At 64.6% G+C, this 14,420-nt stretch carries 13 protein-coding genes, 2 tRNA genes and 2 pseudogenes; 11 read left to right on the forward strand and 6 right to left on the reverse strand.

Annotated elements, in window-relative coordinates:
* Nucleotides 1–158: 158 nt before the first annotated feature.
* The 3 genes and pseudogenes from GA615_RS28830 to GA615_RS14295 form a co-directional block, all read right to left on the reverse strand.
* Nucleotides 159–332 (reverse strand): annotated as a pseudogene (locus GA615_RS28830) (IS3 family transposase); the annotation flags it as partial.
* A gap of 8 nt (nucleotides 333–340) precedes the next feature.
* The gene (locus GA615_RS14290; protein WP_152051991.1) at nucleotides 341–1,231 is read right to left on the reverse strand and encodes a tyrosine-type recombinase/integrase; all 891 of its coding nucleotides are present in this window, start codon (nucleotides 1,229–1,231) and stop codon (nucleotides 341–343) included.
* Between the two features lie 219 nt (nucleotides 1,232–1,450).
* Nucleotides 1,451–1,523 (reverse strand) — tRNA-Phe (locus GA615_RS14295).
* 519 nt (nucleotides 1,524–2,042) lie between these two features.
* Here GA615_RS14295 and GA615_RS14300 point away from each other — a divergent pair.
* Nucleotides 2,043–2,116 (forward strand) — tRNA-Ile (locus tag GA615_RS14300).
* A gap of 205 nt (nucleotides 2,117–2,321) precedes the next feature.
* Here the strand turns inward: GA615_RS14300 and GA615_RS14305 are convergent.
* The 3 genes from GA615_RS14305 to GA615_RS27505 all read right to left on the reverse strand — a co-directional run bounded on the left by GA615_RS14305 (nucleotide 2,322) and on the right by GA615_RS27505 (nucleotide 3,807).
* The gene (locus GA615_RS14305; RefSeq protein WP_152051992.1) at nucleotides 2,322–2,834 is read right to left on the reverse strand and encodes a hypothetical protein; all 513 of its coding nucleotides are present in this window, start codon (nucleotides 2,832–2,834) and stop codon (nucleotides 2,322–2,324) included.
* 153 nt (nucleotides 2,835–2,987) lie between these two features.
* Nucleotides 2,988–3,371, reverse strand: coding sequence for a response regulator (locus tag GA615_RS27500; protein ID WP_161602337.1), 384 nt, complete (start codon nucleotides 3,369–3,371; stop codon nucleotides 2,988–2,990).
* Between the two features lie 136 nt (nucleotides 3,372–3,507).
* The gene (locus GA615_RS27505) at nucleotides 3,508–3,807 is read right to left on the reverse strand and encodes a hypothetical protein (RefSeq protein ID WP_161602338.1); all 300 of its coding nucleotides are present in this window, start codon (nucleotides 3,805–3,807) and stop codon (nucleotides 3,508–3,510) included.
* Between the two features lie 419 nt (nucleotides 3,808–4,226).
* On the opposite strand from GA615_RS27505, the pseudogene nuoB reads away from it, so the two are divergent.
* From nuoB to GA615_RS14355, 10 genes and pseudogenes are all read left to right on the forward strand, one after another.
* Nucleotides 4,227–5,495, forward strand: a pseudogene (gene nuoB, locus GA615_RS28715) (NADH-quinone oxidoreductase subunit NuoB); the annotation flags it as partial.
* Between the two features lie 240 nt (nucleotides 5,496–5,735).
* Nucleotides 5,736–6,827, forward strand: a complete 1,092-nt coding sequence (locus GA615_RS28720) for an NADH-quinone oxidoreductase subunit D (RefSeq protein WP_390622234.1) — start codon at nucleotides 5,736–5,738, stop codon at nucleotides 6,825–6,827.
* A gap of 7 nt (nucleotides 6,828–6,834) precedes the next feature.
* Entirely contained in the window at nucleotides 6,835–7,209 is a 375-nt protein-coding gene (locus GA615_RS14320; RefSeq protein WP_152051994.1) for a hypothetical protein, read from the forward strand.
* A gap of 94 nt (nucleotides 7,210–7,303) precedes the next feature.
* The gene (locus GA615_RS14325) at nucleotides 7,304–8,038 is read left to right on the forward strand and encodes a 4Fe-4S binding protein (RefSeq protein WP_152051995.1); all 735 of its coding nucleotides are present in this window, start codon (nucleotides 7,304–7,306) and stop codon (nucleotides 8,036–8,038) included.
* A gap of 157 nt (nucleotides 8,039–8,195) precedes the next feature.
* Complete coding sequence (locus GA615_RS14330; RefSeq protein WP_152051996.1) at nucleotides 8,196–8,501, forward strand: hypothetical protein; 306 nt, start codon at nucleotides 8,196–8,198, stop codon at nucleotides 8,499–8,501.
* Between the two features lie 188 nt (nucleotides 8,502–8,689).
* Nucleotides 8,690–9,061 (forward strand): NADH-quinone oxidoreductase subunit A, encoded by a 372-nt coding sequence (locus tag GA615_RS14335; protein ID WP_152051997.1) that lies wholly within the window; start codon nucleotides 8,690–8,692, stop codon nucleotides 9,059–9,061.
* Nucleotides 9,062–9,110: 49 nt separating this feature from the next.
* On the forward strand, nucleotides 9,111–10,424 hold the full coding sequence (gene nuoH / locus GA615_RS14340; protein ID WP_235905431.1) for an NADH-quinone oxidoreductase subunit NuoH: 1,314 nt from the start codon (nucleotides 9,111–9,113) through the stop codon (nucleotides 10,422–10,424).
* A gap of 28 nt (nucleotides 10,425–10,452) precedes the next feature.
* A complete protein-coding gene (locus tag GA615_RS14345; protein ID WP_152051999.1) occupies nucleotides 10,453–12,240 on the forward strand; it encodes an NADH-quinone oxidoreductase subunit J in 1,788 nt (595 codons plus the stop codon).
* Entirely contained in the window at nucleotides 12,237–12,575 is a 339-nt protein-coding gene (gene nuoK / locus GA615_RS14350) for an NADH-quinone oxidoreductase subunit NuoK (RefSeq protein ID WP_152052000.1), read from the forward strand. The genes GA615_RS14345 and nuoK overlap by 4 nt, the downstream gene beginning before the upstream one ends.
* Before the next feature lie 101 nt (nucleotides 12,576–12,676).
* A complete protein-coding gene (locus tag GA615_RS14355; RefSeq protein ID WP_152052001.1) occupies nucleotides 12,677–14,401 on the forward strand; it encodes an NADH-quinone oxidoreductase subunit N in 1,725 nt (574 codons plus the stop codon).
* The last annotated feature ends 19 nt before the right edge of the window (nucleotides 14,402–14,420 follow it).

Consider the following 14,420-nt stretch of genomic DNA (forward strand, 5'->3'; position numbering starts at 1 on the left):
TCTCCTCGGGACATCGAAGCAACGCCGAGCGGTGCAGACGCTGGACCGCCGCTTCGGCCGCAACCCGACGGCCTATCTCCAATCGCTTGAGGATTCCCTGATCAAACAGGCTTTACCACCCTAGTTTTTTAATTCCCCACGAATGGCAAGCGCGGAGTTCACGGTGATCCGGCCCGCTCGAACTCGTTGGGGGACTGATACCCCGAGGAAGAATGCCTTCGGATTCGGCAAGAGAACACTTCAATTTACTCAAAGACAATCACTTTTCCTTCCGTTCTCGTGGCGTCGTCCTCATGGTGGATCAGCTCCTTTTTCAACGAGGCGAAGAAGCTGGCAGTGGTCAAGCAATCCGGACCCGCCGGGCCGCCTTCCGGACGATCTCATCATGATCGTCCCAGTGCCCGTAAACCGGATCGACCATCCGGGCATCACGGTGCCCCATCAAGGCCGCCGTCTCCGACGACGTGTTTCCCGCCTTCAGGCTCGCCTTGCCGAAGAGGTTCCGGAGCCCGTAGCTGGTCACTCCCGGCGACGGACCGATCCCGTCACGGAGTCGCTTGAAGCGCCAGGCGATCGCGTGACGGGTCCTGGGGTTGCCGCCCCAGTTGCGGAAGATCGGCCCGGTGGGCCATTGCGTGCAGAGACGACGGCGAATCTCCGCGACGCGATCGTTGATCGGTACGCGTCGATCGCGGACCCCGGTCTTCCCCCGCGTCTTGTTCAGCACGAGCCAGACCATGGCGTCGAGGTCGACTCGATCCGCCTCAAGGGTCAACACCTCGTGGGGCCGACAACCGGTCTCCCAGAGCGCCATCAGCAGGTCGCGAAACGGTTGGTCGCCGGCGCCCGCGATGAGAGCACGCACCTCATCCTCGGTCGGCACCAACTCGCGCCGCAGGGGCGTTGGTCGTTCCATCCGCTCGATCGGATTGGTGCGCAGCAGGCCGGCCTTGCGGCCCCAGGAGAAGGCCGCCTTGACTGCGGTGATGGCGTTGAACCGCGTCGTGGCATTCCAGGACAGGCTCGGGGCCTCGGCCCAGCGCTGGACGTCAATCGGCCGAACTTCTTCCGGACGACGGGCCCCCAGGACCTTGGCGGCCGGCTTGAGGAAGCGGCGATAGCCGTCATAGGTCGATTGCGATCGCTCCCCGCGTTCGACGCGGCGGGCAACGTCTTCGAGGAACTCATTGAACAGTTCGCGGACACTGAGCGACCTGGCGATCGGCGCCATCCACGGTCGGCCAACCGTCGGTAAAGTTCACTCTGAGCCTCTGCCTTGCCTTGATCCTGGCTGCAGAGACGCACCTGGACGCCCGCAATTTGGGCGTAATAAGCCTTCCGGGCTTTCCAAAGCCACGGCTTCGGCTCCCTGGAAATCGAACACGGATTCCCCGGATAGCGTGTCGGGCTACCGTGTTGATTCTAGGGGATGATTTGACGTAAGTCCAAGTGGGCAGAGCCGGGATCGAACCGGCGACACCAGGATTTTCAGTCCTGTGCTCTACCAGCTGAGCTATCTGCCCTTGAGCGATTCAAGAGAAGTCATGGTACGAGGTTGAAGGAGGCCTGTCAATGGGCTGATTCCGTTGAGACGTAGTGATCGTGCTTCAGGTCATCATGGTTCTTAGGCATCGTCACCGTTGTGCGACCGAAACGATCGCTTGAGCATCGATCGAGCCCCGAAACGCTGACAAGGAACCGGCTGGAATGGCTGGCGAAAGGAACCGTGGTCAGTCGCATAACAGACGGACAGGGGAGACAACCAGAGGGTTCAGTGGAAACCAAAGGAGCGGTTCCAGCGCAGAAGATCCGCATAGACTCGAGTGACGGAACACCATGACACGGCTGGTCTAACTCAGCGGCCGAATGGGGTGAGTTAAAGCATTCCGCAATGAGCCTCTCGGGTCTGAAATGCCTTGAAAATGGAGCCATCCAGAAGGCATCAACGCACGTTGAGAGATGACGATCGAGGAAGCCGAAACCGCTGGATGGTTGACACTCGGCGAGGACTCGGTAGAATCGTGCCATCACACCCGCGAGTCGGGCGCATAGCTCAGTTGGTCAGAGCGCACCCCTGATAAGGGTGAGGTCCCAGGTTCGAATCCTGGTGCGCCCATTCAAGCCATTCACCAACTCATCATCCCTTAAACGGGATCTTCTCAAGCCCCACCTGGGGCTTTTTTCGTGGTTCAGCATTCGATCGATCGACGCGATCGTGCGAGAACCGCAGGCGATTGAGACCAGCGCAGCAAACAGGACCGAGCGTTCGTCACGAACGGTCGGCCCTGGCGTGGGATTGGATGGAGTTCGGCCGGAGCCGATCAGTCCTCATCCTCGTCGTCGTCGATCTCGTCCTCGTCGTCGATCTCGTCCTCGTCCTCGTCGGGCTCGGAGTCGACTTCAAGCTCGGCGTCGGGGACGGCCTTGGGGGGAGGAGGGGTGGTGCGGGTGATCGAAGCTCCGAGGCCGGGGGCGTCGTCGGGCATCGGTTCCTTGGCCTTCTGAACGAAGTAGGTGCCTTTGCCCTTGGCGTTCAGTTCCTCGGCCTTGGCTTCGGCTTCGGCTTTTTGAGAGAAGTCGAAGGTGGCGACAGTCTTGAAGGCGTCGCTGACGACGTTCCAGACAATGCGCATACGAGCGGCCGGCTTGGCGGCCTTGGTCGTCTTGGCCTTGCTCTTGGCGGGAGCCTTTTTCTTTTTCGGCTTCCGCTCAACCTCCTCGTCGTCATCCGTGTCATCGACGATGGCGGCGGCGTCATCCTCGACGGGGTCGAGGTCTTCGGCAGCCTCATACTGACGACGCAATTCCAAACGATTTTTCGGCTTGCCGGCCATGGGCATGATCCTTCGTCGGGGCGATGGCCACTACAGTCGGCGATCAGAAGGCGAGCGGCACGGATTCGGCGTCCGGATACCGTTGGCCAACACGTTTCAGCGGGCATTCTAACCAAGCAAGAGCGTGATTGCCTAGGCACCCCGACCGCCGGTTCAGGCGGCTCGACCCAGCCACCGACCGACGTGTTCCAGAAGCACTTCGGGATGATACGGTTTGGTCAGGTAGTGATCGATTCCCAGCAATCGCAAGGCGATTTCGTGTTCGTTCAGCACCGCGGCGCTGCAGATGATTACCGGATGCTGCGGCCATCGACCTCGCAGGCATCGGCAGACATCGACCCCTGAGAGCCGGGGTAAATTCAAATCGACCAGCGCGAGGTCGAACGGGCCATCCTCGTCGATTCGCCGCAGCGCCTCGGGGCCGTCGGCGGCCTCAACCACGGAAAAGCCCGAGCTTTGCAAGAACTGTGAGACGAGGGTACGCAACAGGTCCTCGTCTTCGACGAGCAGTAGCGTGCCGTCGCGATCCGTCGGCATCGGCGATCCCTCCTTGGAGCATCCTTGCCCCAGGCGGTACTCTAGCGACCGAAGCGATCCGCGCCCACTCGGGAATCTCAAAAGGGCGTGCGCCGACCATTGATCCGACCCGCTGCCACGGGTTTTCCCGCCCTGGTCACACCACCCTCGAATCGGCCCGGTGCGTGATCGAAACCGAGACCGCGAGGTGCCCCGGAGGACCTGGGAGGTTCGGGAAACGGTCCGGATGAAGCTCGTCTGCCTGATCCGAGGTCGTCCGAGGCCGACGATCGACCCCGAGAACCTGGCAGAGCCAGGCGATGACCACATGCTTCGTCACGCTCAGGCCGAGCAAGCCGGCCAGCGTGCCGAATCGAAAGAGCCAGAGATTCAGCGCGACACCCGCCACCACGATCAACAGGGCAGTCACGCTCAATTGAAACGGCAAGCGTTGCATGACTGTATTATGGGCCTCTCCGGGCCGACCGGAAAGGGAGCGACTGGAACGAGATCGGCCCTCAGACTACAATTCGTCGCGCATGGTCGGCCTCATCGTCCTTTGGTGTTTGCAGGCGCCGCGAACCTCGTGGGAACGAGCATCAAACCGAAGGCCGGGCCGCCATGCGATCCGAACCAAGACGCCTCGAATGGCGTCTGGTCAATCTGTTGACGTTGCCGTTTCCGTCCGATCCGCCGCCCGACGCGGCTCCGGGCCTCAACGCCCCCGTCCCTCGCCGAAGTCAGGGCAACCGACCCATGCCGACCCCACCACGCCCGACTCCCGATCGCCTCGAATGGTCGATCCCGATCGATCCGGTCTTGCAGCAAGAGCTGGAACGTCACGTCCTGGTCACGAGCTGGGACAAGCTGCTCGGCATGGTCGACACCGTCTATAACTGGGGGAGGCGATCGGCCCTTTGGCCCCTTGGCTTCGGCCTGGCCTGCTGCGCCATTGAGATGATCTGCACCGCCAGCAGCCGGTTCGACATCGCCCGGTTCGGAGCCGAGGTCTTCCGAGGCAGCCCCCGTCAGGCCGACGTGATGATCGTCTCCGGCACCGTCACCAAGACGATGATGCCGGTCATCGCCCGCCTCTACGACCAGATGCCCGAGCCGAAATACGTCATCAGCATGGGGGCCTGTGCCTCCGGCGGTGGGCCGTTCAAGGAAGGGTACAACGTCGTCTCGGGAATCGACAAGTATCTTCCCGTCGATGTCTATGTCCCCGGCTGCCCGCCGACTCCGCAGGCGCTCCTGAATGGCCTGATCACGCTCCAGAAGAAGATCGACGGCGAGCGCCTCGACATCCCCGCGATCGGTCGCAAGGGGAACACCCCCTGGTACGATCCCGAGGTCGAGCGTGACATCCCCGTGCCCGTCCTCGGCCCCGACCTGATCGACGTCCGCACCCTCGAACTGACGGCCGAGCGCACCGCCGCCGGTCTGATTGAGGCCCGGGAGGCGACCCTCGAACGCCCCTTGAAAATCCCCGCGCCTCAGCCCGAAGCTCCCGAGCCTGAGGCAGAACCTGAAGCCCCCGCCAAGCCCGACGCCTCCGCCCCCCGGCCGATGAGCAAGATCGATTTGATCCGCGCCAAAGCCCGCGGCGAGGCCATTCCCGAAGGAGCCGAGGCCGCCGCCGCTCCCGCCGCGAAGAAGCCCGCCGGCAAGCCCGCAAAGAAGGTCAAGGTGGCCGAGGCCCGCCCGAGCCTTGTCTGGCTCGGAGACTCGGCTTTGAAGGAGCTGGCCGACCGCCTCAATGCCGAATTCGGCGACGGCACCGCGACGATCATCCGCGCCGCCCTCCTGATTCCCGCCGAGAAACTGCTCGACGTGGCCAGATTCCTCCGCGACCGCAACCCGATCCGCTACGACTACCTCGCGAGCCTCCAGAGCGTCCACTACGACGACTGCATCGAGGTCGTCTACCAAGTCGACAGTATCGAAACCCCCGGCTCGTTGATCGCCCTCCGCGTGCGAACCAGCGAGGCCGAAGGGGCAGGGGAGGTCCCCTCGGTCGTCTCCGTCTGGCCCGGGGCCGATTTCCAGGAGCGCGAAGTCTACGACATGATGGGCGTCCGCTTCACCGGGCACCCGAACCTGACGCGCATCCTCATGTGGGAAGGCTTCGCCTATTACCCGCTCCGCAAGGATTACCTTGAACCGTACTACGAAGGCCCGGCCAAGGTCTTTCCGAGCCGCATCGAGGACGGCCAGGGGCACCACTTCCGCGCCGAGGAGTTCAACCCCCACGGCACGAACCTCAAGATTCCCCAGTCGTTCCGAAACTGGGACAGCTTCGACTCCGCCCTCGACCCCAAGGGGATCGGCCTGACCCCCCTGGGAGACGGGGTTGATCTGCAAGGGCTCGACACCGACCAGTTCATGCTCAGCATGGGGCCGCAGCACCCTTCGACCCACGGCGTCTTCCGGATGAACCTCCGGATCGACGGTGAGACGATCGTCGGCCTGAAGCCCGTCATGGGCTACATGCATCGCAACCATGAAAAGATCGGCGAACGCAACACGTTCCTGATGAACTTCCCGTTCACCGATCGGCTCGACTATCTCACCTCAATGGGCAACAACTTCGGCTATGCCCTGGCCATTGAGCAACTGATGGGAGACGACGCGAAGGTCCCCGAACGGGCCGAGTACCTCCGCGTCATCATGGCCGAGCTGACCCGGATCGCCAGCCACATGTGGTCGATCGGCTTCCTGCTCAACGACCTCGGCGCCTTCTTCACCCCGGCCCTCTACGCGATTGAGGAGCGCGAGTTGATCCTCGACCTGTTCGAGTGGGTCGCCGGCAGCCGAATGATGTGCAATTACTTCCGCTTCGGCGGCGTCGCCTTCGACCTGCCCCCCGGTTGGGCCGAGCGCTGCCGGGGGATCGTCAACGACCGGCTCGACAAGAAGATTGACGAGCTTGACCGCCTCCTGTCGGAGAATGAAATCCTCAAGGACCGCACCAGGGGGATCGGCGTCATCACCCAAGAGCAGGCCATCGCCTATTCCACGGCCGGGCCAGTTCTTCGGGCCTCCAACGTCCCTTACGACATCCGCCGCGCCGCGCCGTACTCCATCTACGACCGCTTCGACTTCAAGGTCATCAGCACGACCAATGGCGACGTTTATGACCGCTACCTGATCCGCCTACTCGAAATGCGCGAGAGCGTCCGCATCCTCAAGCAGGCCCTCCGCGACTTGCCCGACGGCCCGATCCTCCCCGGCAAAAAGAGCTATCAGATCAAGGTCCCCGTCGGCGAGGCCTACTCCCGCGTCGAGAACCCCAAGGGAGAGCTCGGCTACTATGTCGTCGCTGACGGCGGCCCGACCGCCTACCGCTACCACGTCCGCAGCCCGAGCTTCATCAACCTGACGGCGCTCGAAACCATGTGCCTCGGCCACACCGTCGCCGACGTGGTCGGCATCCTCGGCAGCCTCGACATTGTGCTGGGAGAGGTGGATCGGTGAGGATCACATGACGAAGCGGCGACGGCTCTTCCTGGCCCTGGTGTCGATCGGGGCGGTTGTGTCCTTGATCGTCACGTTCGAACGCGTGCGGATTCGTCGCGACGTGATCCAGGTACTGACCGTTCCCACGGAACCGACCTTGAGCGTAGCCTTCGTCCATCGCTACTCTCGGATCGACCCTCATGGCGATTATCGACTCGAATTCGACAATGACCTGCACTATTGGTTCTTCGATCTTCATCCCTGGCCCGATCCGGCCCGATCCTCTCCGGAGGTTTTCAGGGGCCGCTTGTCGACGAACTTCGACGGCAACAAACTTGAAATTCACGGCCCACACGATTTCATGTTCTGGACCTCAGGATTGGGACAAAAGCAACCCTGAGTAGACTTTCATTTTCAAGTCTCCCGAACTGCGGCCGCACACCGGATTCGCCGTGGCGTGAAAGGTTGGAACAATGAACGGGTTCAGGAGGATCATGGGGACATTCTTCGGGGCGATCGGCTCGATCATCTCGGCCGTGGTGGGGCTCTGGCCGTTCGGCAAGGGGATGATCACCGGCCACCTGGTGACAATGCGACGATTCCTCCGCACCTTCACCGTCGGCCACGGGGCAACCACCGCGAGGCACGGCGGCGGCGACCTGCCGATCGACCTCTGGTGGAAACGCCCTGAATACCGGCGCGGGCCGGTCGTCGATCAGGGGCCGGACACCGAAGGACTGTTCACCGTCGAGTACCCCGACGAACGCCTGCCGACCCGCGAACGCTTCCGCGTCTTGCCTGTGCTGATCTACGACGATGAGGACGGCAACGTCCGCTGCACCAGTTGCAATATCTGCGCGAAGGTCTGCCCGCCGCAGTGCATCTGGATGTCCCAGGCCAAGAACACCAAGGGGAACGTCGTCCCGCTCCCCGAGGAGTTTTACATCGACATGGACGTCTGCATGAACTGCGGTCTCTGCGCCGAGTATTGCCCATTCGACGCCATCAAGATGGACCAGAACTTCGAGCTGTCGAACTACGAACGGCACCAGTCGCACATCTACTCGCTTCAGGATCTGCTCGTCTCCAGCGCCTACTACGCCGAGACGCACCCCGAAGCCTGGGCCAGTCCCGAGGAAACCGCCGAGCGGGCCAAGGTTGAGAAGAAGAAGACCCAGCGCCTTCAGAAGGCGCTCACGGCTCCCCAACCTGCCGAAGCCGGAGCGTAACCGCCATCAAGCACCCTCCAGATCGCTTGCCCAAAGCCTTGGCCTACGCAACCACCGCCCCGGGTCGCTACAATGTTCGCCAAGCCGCCGGCCCCTTGTGTGGCCCCGCCGGCGCGGATACGATCGCCCCGCCATCCGCTAGGAGTCCGATTCGCCAATGTTTTTGAAACAGCCTGAACCCCAGTACGTGCCTGGAACCCGGGTGCGGGTCGTGCAGTTTGTCCGCGTCGGCCATCGCCGCTGGAAGACCGAAGCCATCGGCACCGTCGAAGGCGAGGGGCTGCGCCCGGTCGGCGGCATGGAGATGGGCGGCAAGGCCCTCTACTGCCACCAGCCGACCCTGCGTCTTCGCCGCGACGACGGCGAGATCACCGAGGTCGCGCTCGACGAGAACACTCGCGTCGAATCGCTCGACGACCCCGCCACCACCTCGGCCAGCGGACCCCCTCCGCAGTCGGTCTGAACCGTTCTCGTGGTGACGCCGTCCCGCGTCGTCGCTCGCCACCGAACCGATCGATCGGCCGGGGCCTCGCTTCGGGAATCGCCCCGGTCGTGGTGCGTGATCCCGCGTCCGAGCCACGCCTGGCCCGGCCGAAGGCCCCGGGTCGACTTCGGCTGATCCCCTTGTTTTGATGTGAAGGACCGCTCGCGATGATCCCGAACTACGGCTTCATCGGCCTCCTGCTGTTTGCGGCGATCGGCTTTGCCGTGGGTCCGCTCGTGCTGGTGGCGCTCATCGCCCCTCGCAAGCGGTCGGTCGAAAAGGGGGAGACCTACGAGTGCGGCGTCCGGACGACCGGCGAGACCTGGGTCCGCTTCCGCTTGCAGTATTACATCTACGCCATCCTGTTCGTCGTCTTCGACATCGAGACGGTGTTCCTCTACCCCTGGGCCGTCAGCTACCTCGGCCTGGCCGAAATGGGATTCGGGCTGTTCGTCCTGGTGGAAATGGTGATCTTCCTGGCCATGCTCGCCGTGGGCCTGGCCTATGCGTGGGCGTCCGGCGACCTTCGCTGGGTGTAACTCAACCGGGATCGCGACAGAGACTCCCGCCCGAAGGAGAGAAGGCTCCGTGATCGCCCCGCTGCTGGACCCGGTGTTCCTGCTGGCTTTTGCCGATGACGGTCTGCGACCGGCTGGGCTTGACGGGCCTGCCTGGCTTTACTGGCTCGGCTGGCTCCTGGTCTTCCTCGTCGTCTTCCCGGGGATTGTCGCCTACATCGTCCTGGCCGAGCGCAAGCTCGCCGGGCGGTTTCAGGACCGCATCGGCCCGAACCGGGTCGGTCCGTTCGGCCTCTTGCAGCCGATCGCCGATGCCATCAAGCTCGTGACCAAGGAGAACCTCGTCCCCCGATCAGCCGACGCCTTCGTTCACCTGCTCGCACCGGTCTTGCTGATGGTCTCCTCCTTCCTGGTGCTGGCGGTCATTCCGTTCGGAGTTCGATCGACCGCTCGGGACATGATCCCGTTCGGCATCGCCGAAGCCCCGGATGAAGCCTCCCGCTGGTATCCTGGCCTCGCGGCCGTCGATACGGCCTCAGGGCTGCTTTACCTGATCGCCGCGGCCAGCCTTTCGGTGCTCGGCATCTTCCTGGCCGGCTGGTCGAGCCGCAACAAGTTTGCCCTGATCGGCTCGATGCGGGGAGTGGCGCAGCTCGTCTCGTACGAGATTCCGCAGGTGCTTTCCCTCGTCCCGGTCATCCTCTGGACGGGGAGTTTGAGCCTCGTCGGCATCTTCAACGCCCAGCTCGACCAGGGGTGGTTCCTCTTCTCGCCGCCGGGGATCGCCGCCTTCGTGCTCCTGCTCATCGCCAGCATTGCCGAGGTCAATCGCGCTCCGTTCGACTTGCCCGAGGCCGAGTCGGAGATCATCGCCGGCTACCATACCGAGTATTCCGGCATGCGGTTCGGCCTCTTCTTCCTGGCCGAGTACCTGGCGATCTTCGGCATCTCGTGCGTGGCCGTCGCCCTCTTTCTCGGCGGCGGGACCTTGCCGGGAACGACCTGGCCGCTCGGGTCGATCGACTCGGTGATCCTGGCCAATGTCATCCTGATCGGCATCTTCGGCGTGAAGGTCGCCCTGATGATCTTCCTCGTCTTCTGGATCCGGGCCACCTTGCCCCGGATGCGAGTCGACCGCCTGATGAACTTCGCCTGGAAGGTCCTGATCCCGCTCTGCCTGGTCAACATCCTCGTGGCCGCCGCCTGGCTGGAGCTGGGCGTCCGGCGCGATCGGCCGTTGCTCGGCTGGCTCGTCACCCTGCCGGTCCTGATCGTCGCCATCGCCGGATTCGTCAGACTCTCCCGATCCGGAGGCCACGCGCCGGTCCTGGGCAAAACAACCCTGGCGCAACCGACTCCCACCCCCTCGGGCTCCCTGCGATGAGCCGAACCGCCACCGAGGACGCACGACCGTGAGCCCCCTTCAGCTCATCTTCCTGATCGTTTCGACCGTTGGCCTTTTGACGGCCCTGGGGACGGTGCTTGCCCGGAACCTCGTGCATGCGGCTCTGTTCCTGGTCGCCTTTTTCTTCACGGTCGCCTGTCAGTTCGTCCTGCTGGAGGCCGAGTTCCTCGCGGCGATGCAGGTGCTCATCTACATCGGGGCCGTTTCCATCCTCCTGCTGTTCGGGATCATGCTCACCCGGAACATCCAGGGAGACGAGACGACGGGCGGTCACTGGGGGTGGAAGCTCCCGGCCGGCATCGTCGCCTTCGGGGTGCTCGGTGTCTTGCTGTTCGGGATCACGGCCGAACGTGGCCGACCGGGTCAGGAGTCGTGGGTCCGCATTAACTCCCGTCCCGGCGGGGTGAACCCCCGGATCGGCGGGCCAGACTCGCTCGCCCTGGCTTACAGCCCCACAGGCCAGTTCATCGCCTCGGCCGACGCCGATGGACGTATCCGCCTCTGGACGATCGCCGGGCAACAACGATCAGTCCTGCACCTGGAGGGCCTCGCTCCCTCGGCCGTCACCTTCAGCCCCGACGCCTCACTGATCGCCGCGGCCGACGGCCAGGGTCGGGTCCGCGCCTGGCAAACCCTCAGCAACCGAACCATCCTCGACCGCTCCGGAGGCCTCCCCGGCTCCATCACGTCCGTGGCCGTCAGCCCCCCTCAATTCGAGGACGAAGGGGCGAACCTCATGGTCGCCACCGGCGGCGCTGACGGGATCGTCCGGGTCTGGGTCGGCCCTGATCCGGTCGAGATCGAGGCCCACAACGGCGCCGTGCTCGCCATGACCTTCACCTCCGAAGGGCACCTGGTCACCGCCGGGTCCGACCGCCGCGTCGTCACCTGGAACCTTCTGACCGGCGAATCGACCTCCATTCCTTCGTCCAGTGAAGGCCGGCCAATCGGCGCCCTGACGCTCGGCCTGGTGCCCCCTCCCGAGCCGGTTGCCTCCGATCCCCAGGGACCTCCACCGCCTCCGCCTCCTCCTCCGGCCGCGGGAGGGGTCTCTGGCCCCCTGGTGGCTGTCGCTTCGCTCGTCAGCGGCGAGCCGGGCCGATGGGATCTTCGGGTCCTGAACATTCCCGACCGCGCCGAGGTTACCCGTGTTGAGGGCCTGTCCGGCATTCCGATCGCCGTCTCCGTGGCCAGCGACGCCCGGCGGGTCGCCGCCCTCGTCTTGCCCGCTCCATCATCGGACAGCAACACCGACACCGAAGCCGACGAGAACGAGTCCCTCCCCACCGTCCAGGTCTGGCCGCTCGATCCCGAGGTCGCCCGTCGCGAACCGGTTGCGGTTGATTTGCCCGAGCCGGTTGGTCCCTTCTCGCAGATGGCCGCGGGTCCTCAAAGCGTTCGGCTGGCCCTGGCCCCCGAAGACGGCCCCATTCGCTTTTACGACGATCGGGACGGCGTCTGGACGGCATCCCGCAGTCCGACCAGCACCACGGCCACCGTCATCGCCGACATGCCCCGAGCCGTCGGCATGGAACTGATGACCCGATCGGTCGTCCCCTTCGAGGTCGCCGGCCTGATGCTGACGGCCGCCCTCGTTGGCGCCATCGTCCTGGCCCGCCAGGAACGCCGCGATGCGCCGAAGCTGCCCGACCCCCTGGCCGATCGCCTCGCATCGGGCCGGCCGATTCCCCCGAGCGGCCTAACCGGCGAGCCCGAACCGTCCCTGGCCGGTGCTTCCGAAGGTTCCCGAACCCCCGGCCGCTCCGAATCTCCCGGCGCAAGGTCCCCCCAATGATCAGCAGTGGCGACATCCCCCTGAGCTGGTTCCTGATCTTCGCGGCCGCCGCCTTCGCCATCGGCCTGTTCGGCGTGCTCTCTCGGCGCAACGCCATCGCCCTGTTGATGGCCGTCGAGATCATGCTCAACGCGGCCAATATCAACCTTGTCGCCTTCTGGCGGTTCAACGACGCGACCAGGCCCGAAGGCGGGCCGATCTCCGGCGTCATGCTGGCGATCTTCGTCATCACGCTCGCCGCGGCCGAGGTCGCTGTCGGCATCGCCCTGATCCTGCTCTGTTACCGCCGCTGGCTCGCCGCCGACGTGGACCGTTACGACAGCATGGCGGGTTAACCGCCGACTCGACGTTGACTCGAACCGATCGGCCGAGCCTTTCCTCGGCCGATCCTTCCCGAACGACCTTCCCCATTGTCCCCCGCGATCGGACCCCTCCCATGCCCGCTTTTGCCGCCGAGCCGGTGAACCTCGGCCAGCTCTGGTCCCTGGCGGCTCCGCTCTGGCTGACCTTCTGGGGACTCGTCGTTCTGCTACTCGACGTCGCCTTGATGCGAGGCGCGTCGAGCCCTTCCCGCCGCAAACGGCTTGGCCTACTGTCCCTGCTCGGGCCGATCGGTGTGCTCGTCCTTCTGCTCACCCCCTTGCTCGTGCCCTCGGAGGTGGTCTCCGACCCCGATCCGACCCTCTTTTACGGCACGATCGCTGGCGACCTGCTCACCCAGTCATTCCACGCCCTGATCGCTCTCTTGCTGGCGATGGTGCTCGGCCTTTCCCTGACCTGGGACTTCACCGAGCACTGGGGACCGTATTACGCCCTGATGCTCTGGGCAGGCGTCGGCATGATGATCCTCGTCTCGGCCGAGGAGTTGCTCATCCTCCTCATCAGCCTGGAGATGATGACGATCTGCCTCTACCTCGCCTCTGCCTTTGAAAAATCACGCCTGCGGTCGTCCGAAGCGGGGATGAAATACTTCGTCTACGGCTCGGTCTGCTCGGCCCTCTTCCTGTTCGGCCTGAGCCTGATCTACGGTCTGACGGGCACAACCCACCTCGACGGCATCCGCAAGGTCCTGCTCGACCGCGTCGGGGGTGAGGTGTCGCTCGGGCTCGCCGGAGATGTCCTTGGCGGCACGGCCGTCCTGCTCGTCCTCGTCGGCTTCGGCTTCAAGATCGCCGCCGTCCCGTTTCACCAGTGGGCCCCCGACACCTACGAAGGTGCCCCGGCCCCCGTCTCGGCCTGGATTGCCTCCGGGTCGAAGGTCGCCGGCTTCGTCGCCCTGATGAAAGTCTTCTTGCACGCCCTCGGCCCCTGGGCCGGCACCGCTGGAACCGAGGGCGCCGGTGGCTGGGTTTTGATCCTCGCCCTGATCGCGGCCATCACGATGACCTTCGGCAACCTCGCCGCCCTCGGGCAGCGGAACCTCAAGCGCTTGCTCGCCTATTCTTCGATCGCCCACGCCGGGTACATCCTGGTCGGTGTCGTGGCCGCGGCCGTGACGATTCGGGTCGGCTCAACTCGCGGAGAAACGGCCGGCTCGGTCCTGTTCTATCTGGTCATCTACAGCCTGACGACCGTCGGCGCCTTTGCCGTGGCCGCCTGGCTCGCCTCCGACAAGGGTCGAGACGACATCGACGATCTGAACGGTCTGGGCTTCTCCTCGCCCGGCCTGGCGGCCTGCATCGTCGTCTTGATGCTCTCGTTGATCGGCATGCCGCCAACGGCCGGTTTTTTTGCCAAGCTCTACCTCTTTCTGGAAGTGCTCAACGCCGATCCGACCGCCCGCCCGTTGCTGCTGACCCTGGTGGCTCTGGCCCTGGTCAACTCGGTGATCTCGGCCTTCTACTATGCCCGGGTCCTCCGCGCCATGTTCCTCCGCCAAGGAGACCGCGCCCCGAAGCCCGCGACGAGGGGGGTTGCCTGGCCGATCGGTCTGGCCACCCTGGTCGCCTTGGGCTTCGGCCTGGCCCCCACCCCCTTGCTCGACGCCATGCGAACGGCCGGTAGCTCGATGCTCGCCATCACCTTGCCCGCGACCGACCTCGACCGCGATCGTGAGCGTTCCGCCCCCGCTGCGATCCCCTCCGCGGCCACTGCCAATCCCGAGTCCGCCCCCACCTTCGCCCCCGCTCCCCGGATCGCGACCGCCCACCGCCGTCCGTGATCGCTCCCTCACACCATCC

The sequence above is a fragment of the Tautonia marina genome (genome assembly GCF_009177065.1).
In the GTDB taxonomy this organism is placed as follows: domain Bacteria; phylum Planctomycetota; class Planctomycetia; order Isosphaerales; family Isosphaeraceae; genus Tautonia; species Tautonia marina.